The sequence below is a fragment of the Maricaulis alexandrii genome, from assembly GCF_005871165.1.
In the GTDB taxonomy this organism is placed as follows: Bacteria; Pseudomonadota; Alphaproteobacteria; order Caulobacterales; family Maricaulaceae; genus Maricaulis; species Maricaulis alexandrii.
Map to the genome: position 1 here is coordinate 537647 of NZ_SWKP01000003.1, position 20026 is coordinate 557672.

Annotated in this window: 18 protein-coding genes; 9 read left to right on the forward strand and 9 right to left on the reverse strand. The window is 64.5% G+C overall.

Translation table 11 applies throughout. The annotated features are described in order from the left end of the window. Positions 1 to 143 precede the first annotated feature (143 nt). Positions 144 to 968, reverse strand: a complete 825-nt coding sequence (locus FCS99_RS02660; RefSeq protein WP_138510252.1) for a flagellin — start codon at positions 966 to 968, stop codon at positions 144 to 146. 644 nt (positions 969 to 1612) lie between these two features. Further along, positions 1613 to 2629 (reverse strand): SRPBCC family protein, encoded by a 1017-nt coding sequence (locus tag FCS99_RS02665; RefSeq protein WP_138510254.1) that lies wholly within the window; start codon positions 2627 to 2629, stop codon positions 1613 to 1615. Between the two features lie 330 nt (positions 2630 to 2959). On the opposite strand from FCS99_RS02665, the gene FCS99_RS02670 reads away from it, so the two are divergent. From FCS99_RS02670 to rnd, 5 genes are read left to right on the forward strand one after another with little or no spacing between them, the layout of a single operon-like run. After that, complete coding sequence (locus FCS99_RS02670; protein ID WP_138510256.1) at positions 2960 to 3586, forward strand: TetR/AcrR family transcriptional regulator; 627 nt, start codon at positions 2960 to 2962, stop codon at positions 3584 to 3586. A gap of 45 nt (positions 3587 to 3631) precedes the next feature. Next, positions 3632 to 4393, forward strand: a complete 762-nt coding sequence (locus FCS99_RS02675; protein ID WP_138510258.1) for a lysophospholipid acyltransferase family protein — start codon at positions 3632 to 3634, stop codon at positions 4391 to 4393. A 36-nt stretch (positions 4394 to 4429) separates the two neighbouring features. Next, the gene (locus tag FCS99_RS02680; RefSeq protein ID WP_138510261.1) at positions 4430 to 5167 is read left to right on the forward strand and encodes a lysophospholipid acyltransferase family protein; all 738 of its coding nucleotides are present in this window, start codon (positions 4430 to 4432) and stop codon (positions 5165 to 5167) included. Next, positions 5164 to 6483: an MFS transporter gene (locus FCS99_RS02685; protein WP_138510263.1), complete on the forward strand. Its 1320-nt coding sequence runs from the start codon at positions 5164 to 5166 to the stop codon at positions 6481 to 6483. Before FCS99_RS02680 ends, FCS99_RS02685 begins: the two co-directional genes overlap by 4 nt. Before the next feature lie 37 nt (positions 6484 to 6520). Then, on the forward strand, positions 6521 to 7678 hold the full coding sequence (gene rnd, locus FCS99_RS02690; RefSeq protein ID WP_138510265.1) for a ribonuclease D: 1158 nt from the start codon (positions 6521 to 6523) through the stop codon (positions 7676 to 7678). Between the two features lie 40 nt (positions 7679 to 7718). Here the strand turns inward: rnd and FCS99_RS02695 are convergent, their stop codons facing one another. From FCS99_RS02695 to FCS99_RS02710, 4 genes are read right to left on the reverse strand one after another with little or no spacing between them, the layout of a single operon-like run. Then, positions 7719 to 9242, reverse strand: a complete 1524-nt coding sequence (locus FCS99_RS02695) for a Ppx/GppA family phosphatase (RefSeq protein ID WP_138510267.1) — start codon at positions 9240 to 9242, stop codon at positions 7719 to 7721. 5 nt (positions 9243 to 9247) lie between these two features. Further along, entirely contained in the window at positions 9248 to 11425 is a 2178-nt protein-coding gene (locus tag FCS99_RS02700; RefSeq protein WP_138510269.1) for an RNA degradosome polyphosphate kinase, read from the reverse strand. Continuing rightward, positions 11422 to 12102 (reverse strand): P-loop NTPase family protein, encoded by a 681-nt coding sequence (locus FCS99_RS02705; RefSeq protein WP_138510271.1) that lies wholly within the window; start codon positions 12100 to 12102, stop codon positions 11422 to 11424. Before FCS99_RS02705 ends, FCS99_RS02700 begins: the two co-directional genes overlap by 4 nt. Positions 12103 to 12129: 27 nt before the next feature. Further along, on the reverse strand, positions 12130 to 13212 hold the full coding sequence (locus FCS99_RS02710; protein ID WP_171036211.1) for a DUF2066 domain-containing protein: 1083 nt from the start codon (positions 13210 to 13212) through the stop codon (positions 12130 to 12132). A gap of 130 nt (positions 13213 to 13342) precedes the next feature. On the opposite strand from FCS99_RS02710, the gene purM reads away from it, so the two are divergent. Genes purM through arfB form a run of 3 tightly spaced genes read left to right on the forward strand, consistent with a single transcriptional unit; the run spans position 13343 to position 15475 of the window. Further along, a complete protein-coding gene (gene purM / locus FCS99_RS02715) occupies positions 13343 to 14383 on the forward strand; it encodes a phosphoribosylformylglycinamidine cyclo-ligase (protein WP_138510275.1) in 1041 nt (346 codons plus the stop codon). Between the two features lie 21 nt (positions 14384 to 14404). After that, positions 14405 to 15055: a phosphoribosylglycinamide formyltransferase gene (gene purN / locus FCS99_RS02720; protein WP_138510277.1), complete on the forward strand. Its 651-nt coding sequence runs from the start codon at positions 14405 to 14407 to the stop codon at positions 15053 to 15055. After that, positions 15056 to 15475, forward strand: a complete 420-nt coding sequence (arfB, locus tag FCS99_RS02725; RefSeq protein ID WP_138510279.1) for an alternative ribosome rescue aminoacyl-tRNA hydrolase ArfB — start codon at positions 15056 to 15058, stop codon at positions 15473 to 15475. Here the strand turns inward: arfB and FCS99_RS02730 are convergent. Together FCS99_RS02730 and FCS99_RS02735 are read right to left on the reverse strand one after the other, a co-directional pair. Further along, the gene (locus FCS99_RS02730) at positions 15472 to 16491 is read right to left on the reverse strand and encodes an adenosine deaminase (protein WP_138510281.1); all 1020 of its coding nucleotides are present in this window, start codon (positions 16489 to 16491) and stop codon (positions 15472 to 15474) included. The genes arfB and FCS99_RS02730 overlap by 4 nt on opposite strands. 67 nt (positions 16492 to 16558) lie before the next feature. Next, entirely contained in the window at positions 16559 to 17779 is a 1221-nt protein-coding gene (locus tag FCS99_RS02735) for a winged helix-turn-helix domain-containing protein (protein WP_138510283.1), read from the reverse strand. 145 nt (positions 17780 to 17924) lie between these two features. Here FCS99_RS02735 and FCS99_RS02740 point away from each other — a divergent pair, with 145 nt between their 5' ends. Continuing rightward, on the forward strand, positions 17925 to 19391 hold the full coding sequence (locus tag FCS99_RS02740) for a S41 family peptidase (RefSeq protein ID WP_171036212.1): 1467 nt from the start codon (positions 17925 to 17927) through the stop codon (positions 19389 to 19391). Here the strand turns inward: FCS99_RS02740 and FCS99_RS02745 are convergent. Further along, positions 19388 to 20008 carry a LysE family translocator gene (locus FCS99_RS02745; protein ID WP_171036213.1) on the reverse strand — a complete coding sequence of 207 codons (621 nt, stop codon included), beginning with the start codon at positions 20006 to 20008 and terminating at the stop codon, positions 19388 to 19390. The two genes, FCS99_RS02740 and FCS99_RS02745, sit on opposite strands and share 4 nt — an antisense overlap. Positions 20009 to 20026: the final 18 nt, after the last annotated feature.

Below are 20026 nucleotides of genomic sequence, written 5' to 3' on the forward strand. Positions count from 1 at the left end.
CGGGGTGAAATGTCAAGGAGAGCGGGGCGCGGGGCGCAGTTGTTTGCGCCCGCCTAGATCAAGAAAAAGGGGGCGCCGAAGCGCCCCCAGTTGTACGCCGACCTCAAAACGGCGTCACCAAGTGTTCTGTGTGGGCTCCCGGATCAATTGAAATAACCCAGGATGCTGGCCGGCGCGGCATTCGCGATCGACAGCGCCTCGACCCCCAATTGTTGCTTGACCTGCAGGGATTGCAGACGCGCGCTTTCCTTGGCCAGGTCGGCATCGACCAGATTGCCGATCCCCTGCTCCAGCGCGTCGGACAGCTTGGTTACAAAGGCCTTGTGGACACCCAGGGATTTCGACCCGGTTCCCAGGCGCGCCAGCGAGGCGTTGAGATTGTCCAGCGAGGTCTCGATCGTGGCCACCAGGGTACTGGCCGCACCCGCCGAGGCAAAGGACGCCGCGGCCGCCAGCGTGACGACCGTGCCGCCCAGCGACAAATCCTCGGCCACGATGGAAATGGTTGATGTGCCGGCCGCATTGGCCAGCGAGGAGATCGAACTTTGCGAGCCGTCGATCAGATTGGTGCCATTGAACGACGCCGTCTCGACGATCTTGGAGACCTGGTCACGCAGCGCCTTGAAATCCTCGTTCAGGGCCGAGCGCGAGGCGGTGTCGAGAGAAGTGTCGGATCCGGCCAGCGCCTTTTCCTTCATCTCCACCAGAAGATCGGAAATGGCCTCGCCCCCCGCGAGCGCCACATCCACGGTCGAGACCGACAGATCGAGAGAGTTGGCCACGGCCGCATATCCGCGCACATCGCCGCGCATGGCCTGTGCAATGGCAAAGACACCGCCATTATCCTTGGCCGAACCGATGGCCAGACCGGTATTGATCCGGTTCTGGACCTTTTCCAGATCGCGTTGCGTCTGGTTCAAATTCTGCAGGGCCATCATGGCCCCGGCATTCGTGTTGATCGTCGCCATTTCTTGGCTCCCCCACACTGTTACCACCACCGGGTCCCGAACCATGCTTTTTGCTGGTTTTCTGAGCACCCGGTTTTCACAGACTACCGCCGATTTATAAATTATGAGCTAACGCGAATAGCGATATTCCCTGTGCACACAGGCGAGTTCATCATTTTTGGAAACAAAACAGGCTGCTAGCGGAGGATGTATCCGGTTCTTTCATCGCCTCAAACGGGATTTTCGGACCTGTTTTCAGCCCAGAAAGCGCCACGCGCTGTCACGCTGGCGGTATGAGGAGTGCGGGACGCCATCCGGCATCGTCGCTAATGAATTTGTGAGTGACACCGAAAGGCGTCCCGCACACGGAGATTTCCTCCCGCCTCTCGACGGGTATTCAAGACCGGGTGGGTACAGGTTCCAACCCTTGGAACCAGCGGACCCCCTCGATAGCCGTTCCGTCTCTCCGGTGGTCAACCCGGACATCCGGAACGCTCCGCTACCGCCTCACCCCCGACCTGACCGGGCCGGGCCTCGAGTGGTGAAGAGGCTCGAAGAGTATGGAGCGGGATGATGGGGGTGGGGATAAGTGTTCCTCCCCCGCCGCGCGGGGGCAGAAAAAATACGCCTTCTCCCCGGAGAGATGGGAAGCAAACGATGTCGGATTACGCGCCGCTTTCGGCCTCGGCTCGGTCGGCGATGATGTGAAGGATGTTGTTCTGGATGCCACCCAGGATGACCTCACCCCACAGGGCGCTGTAGTGGTTGGCCGGGCTGCTGGCACGGTATCGGGTGTGAAGGGTCAGACGGGTTTGGCCATCGCCAACAGGGATCAGTTCATAGCCGCCGGTCTCGATACCAAGATAATCACTGTCCGGCCCGATATGGGCATCGGTGTAGCGGCCGACCGAGTCGTTGGGGAAGACGAAGCGCCAGGTCAGCCGCTGCTCCGGACGCCAGTCCGTGACATGCTCTTCGAAAGTGATGTGATCCCCCCATTGGGCAAGGCGCCTGGCTCCCTCGCCCTCCCCCACAACCACGGCAGAGCGTGGACGGGGAATGCGCAACAGGTTCTGGGCTATCGTCCACTCGCCCTCCCGATCGGACAGGTTTTCCAGCGCGAGCAAATGCGGCCAGATCCGGTCCACAGGCGCCTCGATGATGATCGACCGCCGGACCTCGAAATGGTGGGTGGCGTGCGGAAGGACAGGCCCCGCGAACAGGACAAGGAAAGGCAGGGCCATCAGACCGGCGCTGTGAAGCCGGGCACGCCGCCTGAAAGCGGCTTGCAGGCTACCCACCGTGGTCACGCCGAGCAAACCGCTGATCCCCCAAGGAATGGCCAGCATGACGAGGCAGATCACACCTTCCCGGAAGACCACACCCACCAGCACCATGATGGCGAGCGTTGCGATCAGGGACAGCGAACTCTTCCAGCCGCCGCGCTTTGGGGGCTGTTCGGGCCTGTCCTCGGCCCCAGACCCCAGGGCCAGCCGCAAAATGCCACCGACGGTGAAAGGCAGGATGAAAAGGGTGGAAAAGCCGCCGGCGAACCCGGCACCGGAGCTCGTTCCTCCGATCAGGTAAAAAGCGACTGCAAGCAGCAGGAGGACAAGAAATACCACCAGAAAGCGCATTCCGACCCAGAGCCGCATCCCGGGCTGCCCCTTGCCATCGCTCATTCCGATTCCCCCTCAGTTCAAGCTGGCACTGCGCCTGAGCGGGCGGTCCGGGTCAAGGCGAGGACTGTGCGGCGGATGGTCCAGGAGGGTGCTGGTGAAAAACGTGAACCACGCCCGCCCTTGGCGGGTGCCCCCTTCGACCCGAAGCTCCGCTTCGGCCCACTTCCTCCACTTTGCGGGGGCAGCCCCCACAGCCAAACCACCGAAAACATGAGTAAATAATCTTTACACGCCATGTAAGCGATTATTCACTTGCGGATTTGCGAACGGCGTTTTACAAAATGTGTAAATAGTCATTCACATGACGGATTTCACAAGGGACGACACGCCATGACCGGGATGCTGAGAGACGGGATTTTTGACGGGGTCGACACGAATGTCGGCGTGACGGCGAAGACCGGAACAACGAAGGCCCGCATCGAGCGGGCGGCGTTGATGCTGTTTGCCCAGCACGGCATGGATGGTGTCTCGATCAAGCAGATCGCCGAGGCCTGCACGATCTCCGATGGCGCCATGTACCGGCACTTCAAGTCCAAGGATGCGCTGGGCCGGCAGATGTTCGAGGCGATCCACAAAAAGCTGGAAGCCCTGGTCGCCGCGCATCTCAAGCCGAATGCGACGATGGAAGACATCGCCCGCGCCCTGACCAAGGCCTATTGCGAACTGGCCGATGGTGATCCGGCGCAATTCGTCTTCCACCTGACCCACCGCAATTACTTCATCGCGGCCTCGGGCGATGGCGGAGCGGACCCGTCCGATTTGATGACCGATTGCGTGGCCGAGGCCATGAAGCGCGGCGAGATCCCAGATGGCGATCCGGAACTTCGTTCGGCCATGGCGCTGGGCGTGGTGATGCAGACCGCGGAATACTCGCTCTATGGGCGGATCAAACTCCCGCTTTCACAGCATGTGGAGACTTTCGTGCGGTCGATCATGGCCGTTCTGAGAACCGCCTAGACTCCACCAACCCACTCAATATCAACAGCAAAAAGGGAGGCGATCATGCGCTCCTTGGCGTTCAATATTGCCTATTGGTCCCTGTCCGGCGTCTACGCCATTGTCTGCGCCGTGCTGGCGCTCTTCCCCGGCCGTCGCGTGCTGATGCACGGTCTGCGCTCCTATTCCCGGGCCACGCTGATCCTGATGCGCGTGATCTGCGGCATCAAAGTGGAGGTGCGCGGCACAGCCCCGAAAAACCAGCCGGTGATCATCGGCGCCAAACACCAGTCCTGGGGCGATGGCATCGTCATGATGGCCAAGTGTGGCGATGTGAACTTCGTCTGTGGTGATCACATGCTGGACTATCCGCTGATCGGCTGGGTGCTGAAGCGCTGTGGCGCCATCGTGCTGTCGAACCAGGGCGGCGCCGAAGCACAGGCCAGCCTGGAGGCCGGTGTGCAACGCTCGCAGGGCGAAGGCCGCCCGCGTCCGATCCTGATCTATCCGGAAGGCCATCTGACGCCGGTGGGCGAAGGGATGCGCTATCGCTCGGGCGTGTGGCGCCTGTCGCAGCAGCTGAACCGTCCGATTGTTCCGGTTGCCACCAATCTGGGCCAGTGCTGGCCGCAGAACCAGTGGAGCAAGTTTTCCGGCACGGCCGTGATCGAATTCCTGGACCCGATCCAGCCCAGCGATGACCGCGACGGCGTGCTGGCCGAGCTGGAAACGCGCGTGGAAGCCCGCTCCCGGCAGCTTGAAGCAGAGTTTGCGCCGGCGCTCGAAGCGTCGCAGTGTCAAACCCAACCGGAAGGAGCCCGCCCGTGAGAGGCGCGACCGACCGGCCCATGACGGGGAGAACAGATGCGATCGGCCCTCTTCAATGGCCTGTTCTGGCCAAGCCTGGCGATCTTCGCCATCGCCGCCTGGCTGGCAAGCTTCCTGCCCTGGCGCAGCCCGCTGATCAGCGTCATGCACGCGGCCTGCCGCACTGTGCGCTGGCTGATGCACCGAGTGATGGGGATCGAGGTGGAGATCCGGGGCACGCCGCCGCGCCAGCAGCCTGTCATCATCGCCTCCAAACACCAGTCTTGGGCGGATGGCTTCATCCAGATGTCCCTGCTGGGCGATCTCAACTTCGTCATCGGCAACGGGATCGAGACCTTTCCCCTGGTCAGCCGCATCGTGGCGAAATCCGGCGCGGTCATGGTCGCCTCCCCGGGCCTGCGCGGTGCGGAAGGGGCGCTGCAGGCAGCGCTGGAGAAGGCGGCGGACGATCCGCGCCCCATGCTGATCTTCCCCGAGGGCGGACTGGCCGAAGTGGGCGAGGCCAAGCGGTACAGGAAAGGCGTGCACCTCATGTATGAAACGCTGAACCGGCCAGTCGTGCCTGTCGCCCACAATCTCGGCCTGCGCTGGCCGCAGAACCAGTGGACCAAATTCCCCGGCCCCGCCGTGATCGAGTTTCTCGACCCGATCCCGCCCGGCCTGCCGCGCGACGCCTTTTTGCCGCGCCTGCAAGTGACCATCGAATCCCGGACGCGCGATCTGGAGGCTGAAGGCCTCGCCGCAAGGTCCGCCGAACAGGAGGCGAGCTCATGAGTGCCGCCATTGCTGCCAATCTGATGACCCAGCGCCGCTTCGTGCCGCTGCTGGTGGCCCAGTCCTTGGGCGCGTTCAACGACAATTTCTTCCGCTATGCCGTGGTGACCATGGTGACCTTTGGCGGATTGACCCTGTTCGACATGGACCGTCTGACCCTAGTGTCTGTTGCCGCCTCCATGTTTACCTTCCCCATCTTCCTGTTCTCGGCCATTGCCGGCCGCTTTGCCGACCGGTTTGACCGGACCCGGATCATGCGCTTTGCGAAATTCGCCGAGATCTGGCTGATGCTGCTGGTCGCCATTGCCTTCATCCTGGAACAGCCGCTGCTGCTGGTGGTCACCCTCTTCCTGATGGGCACCCAATCGGCCTTTTTCACGCCGGCCAAGAATTCCGCCCTGCCGACCCTGCTGGCGGACGAGGAATTGGTGCCGGCCAATGCGCTCCTGTCCGGACTGCTCAATGTCTCGGTCCTGGTCGGGATCGGTCTGGGCACCTGGCTGATCACCCAGACGTTCGGCCCGATTGCCGTCGGCATGGGCCTGGTCGGCATGGCCATCATCGGCTGGCTGGCGATTCGGCAATTGCCCCAGGCGCCAGCCTCACAGCCGGATCTGAAACTGACCTTCAACTTCATCGCCGAGACCATCCGCGTGCTGGGCTTCGCCTTCCGGGCCCCGGATGTGCTGCGCCCCCTGCTGGGTGTCGCCTGGTTCTGGATGCTGGCGGCGTCAATTGTCACGCTGATGCCGGTCTTCACGGCCTCGGTCCTGGGGGCCAATGAAACCGTGGTCCTGGCCTTCTCCGCCCTTTTCACCCTGGGCGCCGCCCTCGGCGCCGTCCTGTGCGGCACGTTGAGCGGCAAGGGCGATGCCCTGCCCTTCTCCATCGCCGGCGCCATCGGCGTGGTGATCTTCGCCGGGGATGTCGCGCTTTACACCTGGTCGCGCCCACTGACGCCGGACGGGGCCGAACTGGTGGCCATCGATGCCTTCCTCGCCGACCGGGCCAATTGGCGCATCCTGATCGATCTGGCCCTCGCCGCGGTGTCGGCAGGTCTGTTCGTGGTGCCCTTGCAGGCCATGGCCCAACGCCGGGCAGCGCCTGAGCTGCGCGGGCGCCTGCTGGCCGCCGGCGGCATCCTGAATGCCGCCACGGCCACGCTGGGCCAGTTCGTTCTGGCCGCGATTGCCGCCACCGGCCTGCCCATCCAGAGCGCCTTCCTGTCCATCTCACTGATCAGCATCATCGCCGCCGGGATCATCGGCTGGCGGCTCAGCAAGCGGTGGAAAACCGCCTCTGACTCGCCTTCCTGATGGAAAAGTGGAGCGGTCCGCGCTAAAGGGCCGCTCCATGAACATTATCACGACGACCGAGGCCCTCGAACGGGCCTGTGACGAACTGCTTCAAAATCCCTATGTCGCTGTCGACACCGAATTCATGCGGGAGACGGTCTACTGGCCGCAGCTCTGCCTGATCCAGGCCGCCGGCGGCACGACGGAAGTCATCATTGATCCGCTGGCCGAGGGCCTGGACCTTGAGCCCTTCTGGGAGCTGATGGCCGATGAGCGGATCACCAAGGTCTTCCACGCGGCACGCCAGGATCTGGAAATCTTCTTCCACCGGGGTGGCGACAGCCTGATCCCGCACCCCATGTTCGACAGCCAGGTCGCCGCCATGGCGCTGGGACTGGGCGACTCCATCGCCTATGACGCGCTGGTGAAGGCGCTGCTCAAACGCCCGATCGACAAGGGGCCGCGCTTCACCGATTGGTCGCGCCGCCCGCTGTCCAATGCGCAGCTGGAATACGCCATCGCCGATGTCACCCATTTGCGCGACCTCTATCCGATCATGCTGGAACGGCTGGAGAAGAAGGGTCGCGGTGAATGGCTAGTCGAGGAAATGAAAGTCCTCACCAATCCGGACACTTACCGGCTCGATCCGGAAGAAAGCTGGCGCCGGATGAAGCTGCGCAAGTCGACGCCGAAATGGCTCGCCGCCCTGCGCGCTGCTGCCGCCTGGCGCGAAACCGAAGCCCAGACCCGCGACATGCCGCGCCAGCGCGTGATGAAGGATGATGCGATCTACGAGATCGCCGGGGTTGCCCCGACCGCGCCGGAACAGCTGCAGGGCCTGCGCGCCGTGCCGAAGGGCTTCGAACGCTCCTCCCCGGCCCGACGCCTGTTCGAAAAGATGAGCGAAGCCCTGGCGGATGCAGAGGCTTATGCGCCGGCCTATGAGAAACCGGCCCCGCCGCCCCAGGGCGTTGGCCCGACGGTGGAATTGCTCAAGGTCCTCCTGAAGCAGGTCGCAGAGGAAGCCGGTGTCGCCACCCGCCTCATCGCCACCGTTCCGGACCTGGAACGCCTGGCCGCCAGCGATGACGAGAATGTTCCCGCCATGCAGGGCTGGCGCCGGGAAGTCTTCGGCGAACCCGCCATGCGCCTCAAGCGCGGCGAGCTCTCTCTGACACTGAAGGACGGCAAAGTGGTCGTGTCCGAGGTGAAATAAGTGAAACCGGGGCCCTGCGGGGCCCCTTTTCATATGCGGCTCAGACGTATTCGGTCTCGGCCTTGCGGTTGATGGCACCGGCGAGATTGTCGAGCAGGGACAGCGAGCGCTCGACATAGAGGTCGCGCACGCTTTCATCGACGGACAGATGCACGGTTTCCGGTGTCACCGAGAGCGTGAAGCGATCCAGCAGGCGCGTGGCACGGCCTGAGAGCTTGGCGCCCAGCCGCAGGGCGCAGCCCATCATCTGGGCGACATTGTGCTGGGTCTCGTCGAGCAAATCGAACTCGTCATGCTTTTCCAGCTGGGAGCGTTTGCCGGCATAGCGGTAGTGCAGCGCCGCTGCGAGGAAGGCGCGCTCGGCATGGGTGACGCCCGCAAAGGGGGCGTAGAGGACGGTATCGCGGGCCAGTTCGGCGCGGTGGTCGGGATGGAAACGCGCGCCGAGATCGGTCAGCCGCGCGCCGGCCTCCTGCAGGACACGGTCGCGGGCCGGATCGAAGGCCGTCTCCACCTCGCGCATGGCCGGGGCGATCCAGGCCGCCAGGGCACGACCGAAATCCGGGGCGGGCGAAGACGGGCGCGCCATCGCTTCGGCGCCGGCAATCAGCGGATCTGTAGCCAGCAGGTCCGGCGGCAGGCTTTCGGCCAGCACACCCTCGCGCACGCCATAGGCCGAGAAGACGATGCGGTCGAACGCGCCATGCCGGATCACCCGGCGCAGCAGGAGCGCCGCATAGGGCAACGTCTCTACCCGGCGTGAGGACAGGCCGGGCGTTCCGCGCAGGGAAGCGGCGCTGAGCCGGGTCGTCAGACGGGCCAGCTCGCGGGCTTCATCGGCATCCAGCGCGAACTGGTGGACGACGTGCAGGGGATAATCAAAGCGCGCGAAGGCCAGCTGCGCCATGGCGCGCCAGGCCCCGCCGACCGCATAGAAGGTGCCGCCCTGCCCCGTCAGAACGCCGGTCTCGGCCAGACGCTCATCGATCATGCCGGTGGCCGCCTCACTGTCGAACGGTGCCCCCTTGAGCACTTCCTGCGGCCCCAGGGCCGAGGTTCGGCCCGGCTGGGGCTGACCATTGAGGATGGGAGTGAGTTCCAGCGAGGAGCCGCCCAGGTCGCCCATGACGCCGTGAGCGTCAGGAATGCCGGCGGCGAGCCCCAACGCGGAATACCAAGCCTCGTCCTCACCGGAGAGGATACGCACGTCCAGCCCCGTCTCCTCGGCGACCTCCCGCACGAAATCGCCGCCGTCATTGGCGTTGCGCACGGCTGCCGTGGCGACGACATGGCGATTGTGGACGCCCTTGGCATCGAGCAGGCGCTGAAAGCGTTTGAGCGCGCGAAGGGCGATGTCGCGGCCTTCCGGATGCAGTTTTCCGGTATCGTGAACACCGCGGCCCAGCCCGGCCATGACCTTCTCGTTGAAGATCGGCCAGAGCGCCCGCCCCTCAACCCGAAAATGCACAAGGCGCACCGAATTGGAGCCGACATCGATCACCGCGATATCGCGGTGGATCGCGGTCTCGGCGATCAGCGGTTCGATGGACGGCAGCTCAGCCAAGGCGGTCAGTTGCCCGATCGCCCGGTCAGCGTGGGCGGCTGGTCATTCTTCAGGGCATGACCGCGCCCCGACAGGCTCGGATTGGTCATGAAATAGGCGTGCGCCGAGAAGGGCTTGTCGACATTGACCGTGTCGACGCGGTGATAATCACCCTCGCTGTCCATATACCAGGATTGGTCGGTGTCATTGAGATTGGCGACCATGATCTGGTCGAGCACCTGCCGGTGCACGGTCGGGTTCTGGATCGGGCAGAGGTGCTCCACCCGGCGGTCCAGATTGCGCGGCATCCAGTCGGCCGAGGAAATGAAGACCTTGGCGGCCGGCGACGGCATGGCCTGGCCATTGGCGAAGCAGACAATGCGCGAATGCTCCAGGAAACGGCCGACAATCGACTTCACCCGGATATTCTCCGACAGGCCCTTGATACCCGGCCGCAGGCAGCAGATGCCGCGCACGACCAGCTCCACCCGAACCCCCGCCTGGCTGGCCCGGTAGAGCGCGTCAATGATCTCCGGATGCACAAGGGAGTTGAGCTTGGCCCAGACGGCGGCCGGCTTGCCGGCGCGGGCATTGGTGATCTCGTGCTCGATATGTTCGAGAATGAATTCCTTCATCCCGATCGGCGAGACGGACAGGCGTTCCAGGTTTTCCGGGCGAGCATAGCCGGTGACATAGTTGAACACGCGTCCGGCATCGCGCCCGAAGGCCGGGTCGGCCGTGAACAGGGACAAATCCGTATAGATGCGCGCCGTGATCGGATGGTAATTGCCGGTTCCGAAATGGGCATAGGTGCGCAGGTCCGAGCCTTCGCGGCGGACGACCAGTGATATCTTGGCGTGGGTCTTGTACTCGATGAAGCCATAGACGACCTGCACGCCGGCCCGCTCCAGGTCGCGGGCCCATTTCAGATTGGCCTCTTCGTCGAAGCGCGCCTTCAGCTCGACCAGGGCGGTGACATTCTTGCCGCTCTCGGCCGCCTCGATCAGGGCGGCCACGATGGGGCTGTCCTTGGAGGTGCGATACAGGGTTTGCTTGATCGCGATCACATCCGGGTCGGCCGCGGCCTGGCGCAGGAAGCCGACCACGACATCGAAGCTCTCATAGGGATGGTGGACGATGATGTCCTTTTCCTTGATCGCCGAGAAGCAATCCCCGCCATGATCGCGGATCCGTTCCGGATAGCGCGGCTCATAGGGCGTGAAGGTGTGGTCGGGCCGGTCGTCGGGAATGAGCTGGGCGGCCTGGGCCAGGCCGAGAATGCCATTGATCGGGACGATGTCCTGCGGTCCGGCATGCATGTGCTGGACGATCATGTCGCGCAAGGCCGGCGGCATGCCGGCGCCCATGGTCAGGCGGACCACGGCACCGCGGCGACGCTGTTTCAGCAGGTTCTCGAATTCCAGCATCAGGTCTTCGGACTCTTCCTCGACCTCGATATCGCTGTCGCGGATGACCCGGAACTCGCCCTTGCCGACCACTTCATGGCCCGGGAAGAGCGTGTCGACGAACAGGGTCAGGACATCTTCCAGCGAGATGAAACGCCGGTCCGGCCGACCGCCATCGCGGCGGGCCCGGTTGGGCAGTTCCACAAAGCGCTTCACACCGCTGGGCAGCGGAATGAGTGCATTCATCAGCTTGCCGCTCCCCTTGCGGCGCAGCTGCAGCGCCAGGGCAAAGCCCAGATTGGGGATGAAGGGAAAGGGGTGCGCCGGATCGATCGCCAGCGGCGTGATCACCGGCAGGGTGTGCTTGAGGAAATCCCCGCGCAGCCAGGCCTCGTCGGTCTTGTTGATCTGGCTGGGCTGCAGCACCTTGACCCCGGCCTTGCCGATCTCGGTCTTCAGGCGGCTCCACAGTTTCTGCTGTTTCACCATCAGTTCGCCGGCCAGGGCGTGAATCTTCTCCAGCTGCTCGGCCGGGGTGAGACCGTCAATACTGGTCGCCGTGACACCGGAATGCATCTGGGCGCGCAGACCGGCCACGCGCACCATGTAGAATTCATCCAGATTGCTGGCGGAAATCGACAGGAAGCGCAGGCGTTCGAAAGCCGGATGGTTCTCGTTCTCCGCCTCTTCCAGAACCCGCAGATTGAAGCGCACCCAGGAAAGCTCCCGGTTGAGGAAGCGGGAGGGCGAGTTCATCAGTGCATCAATGTCCGATATGTCACGCATCGGCAGGTTCATCCCGGCTCTCCATTCTCCTGCCATGTCTCTAGCACTTCGCGCGCCACGGCGCGATTGATCGGTGACTTTTTTGCCAGTGCCAGCTTGTCCATCCGCTCGACGAGCCGGCGGACATCGGCCACCGAGCGCTCCATGCGCGGCAGGACATAGTCGATCACGCCGGGATTGATTGCCACGCCGCGGTCGGCGAGCTGTTTCTCGATCAGCCGGGTCAGCAATTCATCATCCGCTTCGTGCAGATCCGTGTGCGGCAGGGCCCGCAGGCGCGAAACCAGGTCCGGCAGCTGGGCAGACCAGAGGACGGGCGGCTTGCGGGCGGTCAGCAGGAGCGCGGGAATATCGCGTTCCGCCGCCCGGTTGAGCGTGTGGAACAGCGCATCGTCCGCAACGCCGCGATCGACATCCTCGACGACCAGGGTCTGGCCGGCCGGAATATCCGGCAGCACAGCGTGCAGATCCTGCGCGGACACAATACGGGCCTGGCTGTTGGCCGCCCAGATCGAGGCCAGATGCGACTTGCCGGCGCCTTCCGGACCGATCAGCGCCATCACATGGCGTGGCCAATCATGCCAACGCCCCAGCGCCGCCAGCGCCTCGGCATTGGACGGTCCCAGGATCAGGCTTTGCGCAGAGAAGTCCTCGCGCACGGGCAGATCGAGCGCCAATTGGGGTGTCATTCCGGATCCGCCGTGTTTCGTCACGAGTTAAGGCGTGGTCAGTACCACCCAGCCCAGTCCGGGGTGTTCTTCCAATGTCGCGCCGCGCTCGGCAAGCTCGGACACCAGCTGCTCGAAAGCACCGCGATAGCTCACCGTCATGCGGGCCCCGTCACGCGACAGGGCATCCAGCTGGGCATTCTGGACCAGGGAGGCGCGGGTCAGCGCCTGTTGCAGGGAGCGCCATTCCGGCAGACCGGAATACATGACGGTCACCCGCAGCTCGGTTTCCTCGCCATCCCGCACGATGGACTGGACTTTCCAGGCTTCTTCCCGGTCCGCCACGAAATCCCGGGCGCCGGTATTCCAGTCGCCGTAAATCGTCTGCGGGCCCCAGGTCTCCACCGCCATCGTTCCATCCGGCAGGACTTCGAGCAGATAGCCGCCAAAGCGACGGGCGCCGCCGCGCTCACCGGCGCGCAGAACGGCAATCCGGTTGACACCGTGCGACCGGGCCAGCGCCAGCAGGGCCGGCTCGTCCAGTTCCAGCGCCTGACGCGGCGTGATGTCGCCACGGGCCGGCACCATCATCGGGGTCAGGGAATTGCCGAAATTCTGCCTCCAGGCCGCACGCCAGGGGTTGGAATCCCAGAGCAGGAAACCGTTCTCGGCCTCATAAACCGGCAGGACCAGCATGGGGCGGGACTGGCTTTCCACGAAGGGCACGCCATAGGCGTCCATGACACGGGCCACGGTGCGGCGGTGGAAGCTGACATCCAGCTCCGCCAGATAGCGGGTGGCCGAGCGCTGCTCATTGCGGATCTCCAGGCCGGAAATCATCTCGGCGATGATGGCATCGGACAGGGCAAATCCCGGCTGGGTCTCGCCAAACTCGTCGACGCTCGGCTGCAGGTCGAGCGGTGTTCCGACCCGGTCCTCGGCCAGGGTCAGGCGCCGCACCAGACGGCGGGCCGCTTCGCGCTGCCCGTCCCGCAAGGCGAGCTGGTAGGCTTCCAGCGCATTCGATGCGGTGGCATCAATCGCCACGCCGGGCACGGTGAAGGGGTCATCTGCATGCGCAGAAGACAGGGAAGCCAGGCTGAGGCATAACGCGGCGATGAATGAACGCACGACGGACTCCTGTGGGATTCTTGTCGGCGCCACTATACCCGGACGCAGTCCCGCGTGAAGCCCGTGCCTTGCTTCACAGGCGGGTTTCGACTGTACTCCGCCACACTTTTGAAGAGACGAGGGAATCGGCATGGCCGAAACCGACAAGACCCCGCCGAAAAACGGACTGACCTACGCCGATAGCGGGGTCGATATCGATGCCGGCGACGCGCTGGTCGATCGCATCAAACCTCTGGCCGCTGCCACGCGCCGGGCTGGCGCTGCGGCGGATTTGGGCGGATTTGGCGGCGCCTTCGACCTCAAGGCGGCCGGCTATGACGATCCGATCCTGATTTCCGGTACGGACGGGGTCGGCACCAAGCTGAAACTTGCCATCGCCACCGGCAAGGTGGATACGGTCGGCATCGATCTGGTGGCCATGTGCGTCAATGACGTGCTTGCCCAGGGCGCCGAACCGCTCTTCTTCCTGGACTACCTGGCCTGCTCGAAGCTGGACCCGTCGCGCGGCGAAGCCATCGTGAAAGGTATTGCCGATGGCTGCCGGGAAAGCGGCTGCGCCCTGATCGGCGGCGAGACGGCTGAAATGCCCGGCATGTATGAGGGCGATGATTTCGACCTGGCCGGTTTCGTGGTTGGCGCCGCCGAGCGCGGCCGGCTCCTGCCGGACCATGACGCCATGCAGGAGGGCGATGTGCTGATCGGCCTCGCCTCCTCCGGCGTTCACTCCAACGGCTTCTCGCTGGTGCGCAAGGTGATGGAAGTGGCCGGTCTGGACTGGTCCGACCCGGCACCCTTTGCCGACGGCCAGACACTGGGCGATGTCTTCCTGACGCCGACCCGCCTCTACGTGAAATCCTGCATCCCGCTGATCAAGTCCGGCCTGTTGAAAGGCCTTGCCCATATCACCGGCGGCGGTCTGGTCGAGAACCCGCCCCGCATGATGCCGGACCATCTGGTCGCGACCATCGACTATGACAGTTTCACGCTTCCGCCGCTCTTCCAGTGGCTGGAATCCACGGGCGGGATTGCCCGTCATGAAATGCACCGGACCTTCAATTGCGGCATCGGCATGCTGCTCTGTGTCGCAGCCGACAAGGTCGATGCGGTCACCGACGCGCTTGCCTTGACCGGCGAGACCGCCATGATTGTCGGTCGTGTCGACAAGGCCTGATCCGGCTGGGAACCAAGTATTATGGCGAAGACCAAAATCGCCGTGCTCATTTCAGGGCGCGGTTCGAACATGCAGGCTTTGATCGAAGCCGCCAAGCATGAGGACTATCCGGCCGAGATCGTGCTGGTGGCCTCCAACAATCCCGATGCGCCGGGCCTCGAGATCGCGCGCGCGGCCGGGATCGAGACCGATGTCGTCAATCACCGCGACTATGAGGACCGCGAAGAATTCGAGGAAGCACTGGACCAGACGATCAAGCTCTATGGCGCTCGCATCGTCTGCCTGGCCGGCTTCATGCGCATTCTGACACCCTGGTTCACCGAGCGCTGGCGTGATCTGCTGATCAATATCCACCCGTCGCTCCTGCCGGCCTTCAAAGGGCTGCACACGCATGAGCGGGCGCTGGAAGCCGGCGTGCGCATTCATGGCTGTACGGTGCATTATGTGCGTCCGGAAATGGATGACGGTCCGATCATCGGCCAGGCCGCCGTCCCGGTTCTGCCGGGCGACACGCCGGACACCTTGTCCGCCCGCGTGCTGGAGGCCGAACACAAGCTCTACCCGCAATGCGTCGCCCTGGCCTGTTCCGGCAAGGCCCGCGTCGCCGGGGAACGGGTCCGTCTGCAGGCGCGTGAATTCGGCGCCGAACTGTTGATGAACCCGCACGACTAGATGCGTATCACCGACACGCTGGCGATTGACGAGGCCTGGATCGAGGAGAGCTTCATGCGGGCCTCCGGTCCGGGTGGCCAGCATGTCAACAAGACGGAGAGCGCGGTCCAGCTGCGCTTTGACCTGAAGGCCTGCACAGTCCTGGATCCGGGTCAGGTCTCACGCCTGAAACGCCTGGCCGGTTCCCGCCTCACCCAGGACGGGACGATCCTGATCCGCTGTGACAGCCACCGCATGCGCGAGCGCAATCGTGCCGAGGCCCGCGAACGCCTGCGCGCGCTGATCGAGCGTTGTCTGGAGGCGCCGAAGCCGCGCAAGAAGTCGCGGCCCTCCCTGGCTTCGGTGAAACGCGCCAAGGCCGCCAAGGAACAGAAGTCCCGTACCAAGGCCCTGCGGCGCAAGCCGGCGCGCGACGACTAGGCGGCGCCTTCCAGCACGGCATCGATCTCGGCGAGATGGACGGCTTTCTCCGCCTCGGACAGGAAGCTGCCCTCGAAGGAATTTCGCGCCAGGGTGATGATCTCCTCCGCCGTCAGGCCGATGGCCTCGGTGGTGCGCACGAAATTGTCATTCACATAGCCGCCGAAATAGGCCGGATCGTCCGAATTGACCGTGGCGTGGAGACCCGCCGCCAGCATGCGCTTGAGCGGATGATCTTCCAGGCGGGGAATGCCGCACAGGCGCAGATTGGACAACGGGCAGACGGTGAGCGTGATACCGCTTTCGGCGAGACGCCGGGTCAGGGCTTCGTCCTCCAGGGACCGATTGCCATGGTCGAGCCGGTCGACATGGAGCAGGTCCAGCGCCTCGATCACGTATTCGGGCGGGCCTTCCTCACCGGCATGGGCGACACGCAGCAGCCCCAGCGAACCGGCGGCATCAAAGACACGCTGGAATTTTGAGGGCGGATGGCCCAGTTCCGAACTGTCCAGCCCGACCCCGTCGATCCGGTGCAGCCAGGGCTTGGCCATGTCGAGCGTCTCGAAAGCGGCCTCCTCGGAGAGATGGCGCAGGAAGCAGAGGATGAGTTTGGAGGTCATCCCCCATTCCGCCTGGGCCTGATCGAGCGCGCGCGTGATGCCGGTCATCACGGTGTCGAAGGCAATGCCGCGATCCGTATGGCCTTGCGGGTCAAAGAAGACCTCGACATGGCGGACATTGTCCTCACGCACCCGGGACAGATAGGCCCAGGTCAGGTCGAAGAAATCCTGCTCCTGAACGAGGACATTCATGCCGACATAATAGATGTCGAGAAAATCCTGGAGATTGGAGAAGTCATAGGCGGCGCGGATCTCCTCGACGGATTTGTAGGGGATTTCGAGACCATTGCGCTGGGCCAGGGCGAACATGAGTTCCGGTTCCAGCGAGCCTTCCAGATGCAGATGGAGCTCGGCCTTGGGCAGGGTTTCGATCAGGCGGACAAGATCGGGGGACATGGCGTTCTCCTTCTGGCTGGCCCCCAGACTCCGCGCTTTGGGCCGGGCTGGCAAGGCCGGGCACTGATCAACAGGCCTCGCCGGTCGCCTGTTCCAGGTCGGCGCACAGGGCCGTGGCCTCGGCTGCATCACCTGACGCAGACAGGATGCCGGACAGGCCACGCACCGCTTCGGCATTGAGCGGATCCAGAGTCAGGACCCGGCGATACCAGAGCTCGGCCTCTTCCAAGGCCCCGGCCTCCAGCTTGTGGCGCGCCACGGACAGGCCGACCTCGCTATGCCAGGGCCGGATCTCCACCGGATCAACGGCATAGCGGCGCTCCATAGCGCTCCAAGCCTGTTCCAGATAGGGCGTGGATTGCTGCGGTTCGCCCATCAGCGTGTAAAGCTCGGACAGATTGATCATCGTCCCCCAATCGTCCGGATCAATGACCAAGGCGCGCTCATAGGCCCGTTCGGCCTGGGTGAACTCGCCCGCCGCGGACAGGGCCAGGCCAAGCGCCCGCCAGGCCCGGACATGGGACGGATCGACATCCGTGGCCCGGCGCGCCAGCGCCACGGCGCGTTCCAGCGCCGCCCGGGCGGTCTCGCTGTCCAGCCAGCCGGACTCCAGCGCCTGGGTCAGCGTGGTCCGCCCCTGGCCTAGCGAGCCGGGACCCTCATAGCGGATCTGGCGCTGGGTCAGCGCATTCGCCAGCCCGGCCAGGGCCGGCGCATTGTCGGGGTCGAGGTCCAGCGCGTCGGAATAGAGGCGCAGGGCCGCTTCATTGTCAGCCCGCTGATACTGGGAATAGAAACCGTCCGCCCGATCCAGCAGACGCGCCACACTGTCCTGCGGCGGCGCTTGGGGCGTGTCGCCAGTCTGGAACAGGCCATACAGGAAAACGGCGATGAAAAGCACGACGAGGACAACGGTCCCGGCCAGGGCCTTGCGATGCCAGGTTTCCGCCCTGGCGGCCAGGCGTTCCGCCGGTGTCGACACGGCGGCGACAAGTCGATAGCCGCGCTTGGGCACAGTCGCGACATAGCGCGAATTGCGGGCCTCATCCCCCAGCGCCTTGCGCAGCTTGAACACGGTCCGGGTCAGAGCGTCGTCATTGACGTGGACCTCGCCCCACAGGGCCTTGGCAATCTCGTCCTTGGAAATCACCTCACCCGGCTGGGCGGCCAGCAGCATGAGCAGATCCATCACCCGCGGCTCCAGCTCCGATGTCCCGTCGGGGCCGGTAATCTGGTTGGCGCGGGCATCCACGCTCCAATCGCCAATGATGACACGCTTTGACGCCATGTTCTTCCATCGCGGGAGGGCCGAAAATAAAAAGGTCAGATGATGAGGAGGCCCCGGTCATGGCTATCCAGCACGGGATGACGCTTTCGTAAAGGCACACGCCGCGCTGGCGGCCTGTTATCCCCTGACGATGAGAGACCCGAGCATGAAATCCCTGACCGCCCTTCTCCGCCCTGCCCTGGCCAGCCTGGCCATGCTGACCTCCCTGGGGGCAGCCTGCGCCCAGACCGGCCTGATCACGCCCGACGATGCCCGGGATGATCTGGATGCCCTTTACACCGGTCTGGCCGAAGCCGATGCCGGCCTGTTCGAAACCACACCGCAGGCCGTGTTCGAGGCCCGCTATCGCGAACTGCATGACCGCCTCGACGAACCGGTCAGCCAGGCCCGCCTGCATGCCGAATTCCAGCGCTTTGCCGCCCTCGCGCGCCATGCCCATACCCGGATCGAAGGGCTCAACCCAGTCTGGCCGGAGCACGCCGCAACAGATGGCCCGCTCTTTCCCCTCGCTTTCATCGTCGAGCATGGCGAGGTGATCGTGACCGATGCGCCGGCCGATGCGCCGGTGCGCCCCGGTGACCGTATCCTTTCCCTGGAGGGCGAACCCAACCCGATCTGGCTGTCCCGTCTGACCCGGAATATTTCCGCCGACACGCCGGACTTCGCCTACGCCCAGCTCTCCAACGGCGAATTCTACTATGTGCTGGTCGAGTACGGCGTGCGCGAGAGCTTCGATCTGGAAATCAGCCGCGATGGCGATGTGCGCGCGGTAACGGTGCAGGCCATTCCCCTCTCCCGGATGGGCGAGCGGATCGGCACCGGGCCCGGCTTCCGGCTGGACGGCCGCGAGGCGCGCATGTTGACGGACCGCATCGCCTATCTGCGCCCCGGACCCTTCTATGATTTCGAAGCCAGCGACCCGGCCCGGCAATACGCGCCGGACGCCATTGCCGCCTTCCAAGCCTGGCTGGACAACGCCTATGCCGGTTTCATCGCTGCCGGCGCCACGGATCTTGTCCTCGACCTGCGGGACAATCCGGGCGGGGACTATTCCTTCTCCGATCCGGTCATTGCCTGGTTTGCCGACCGGCCTTTCCGCTTTGCCTCGGATTTCCGCATCCGGGTGAGCGAGCAGGCCATTGCCTCCAACCAGGCGCGTCTGGACGCGACCGGCGGCGGCGACACGTCCGGCTCAGCCCGTCTGGCCGCGCTTTATGAGGGCGCCCGGATCGGCGACACCGTCACCTACGACATCCCGATGACCCAACCGCGATCGGACATGCGTTTCGGGGGCGGGGTCCATGTCCTGGTGAACCGCCATTCCTATTCCAATGCCGTCACGACCGCCGCCCTGATCCAGGATTACGGCTTCGGCACGATCTATGGCGAGACCACCCGCGACATGGCCACCACCTTCGGTGCCATGGAGCATTTCACCCTGCCCCATTCCGGACTGGTGGTCGGCTTCCCCAAGGCCCGGATCATCCGCCCCAATGGCGAGGTCGTGCCGCACCCGCTGACGCCGGACGTCATGCTGCCCGCCCCGGCCATCCGCGGTGAGCGCGATGTGAGGCTGGACTTGCTGGTGGAGCGGATCGAGACCGCCGACTAGCCCGCCAGGATCATCAGGATCGTCGCGGCAATGGTCGCGGCGATCCCGGCATTGAGGATGCGGGCCCAGCGCGGATCGCTCATGAAGCGTTTCATCGTGCCGCCGGCCAGCATCCAGGCCAGGCCGCCCGGCGAGCCGAAGACCACGAAGGAGGCCACCATGATCAGGGCCCGCTCCGGCGCGGTGTCGGCCAGGGCGACATAGGCCCCGGCAGCCGAGATGGTCATCATCAGGGCTTTGGGATTGACGATCTGGAACAGGGCCGCCTCCCAGGTCCGGAAGGGGCGCGTGCGGGTCTTGCCCTCGGCGCGCTGGGCGGCGGGCAGCGGGTTGATCGCCGCCGAGGCAAACTTCCAGCTCATCCAGGCCAGCCACACCGCTCCGCCGATCTTCACCACGGTCAGCGAGACCGGATAGCGCGCCACGAGTTCACCCAGGCCGAAAACGGCGGCGACCAGCAAGAGGTTGAAGCCGACATTGACCCCGAACCAATGCGGCAGGGTCCGCTTGAAGCCGAACAGGGCGCTCGACGACATCACCATGAGATTATTGGGGCCCGGCGTGTAGGACATCGCCAGGATGAACCCCACCAGACCGAACCAGAGCGCCATATCCATCGGCATTTCCTCGCCTGT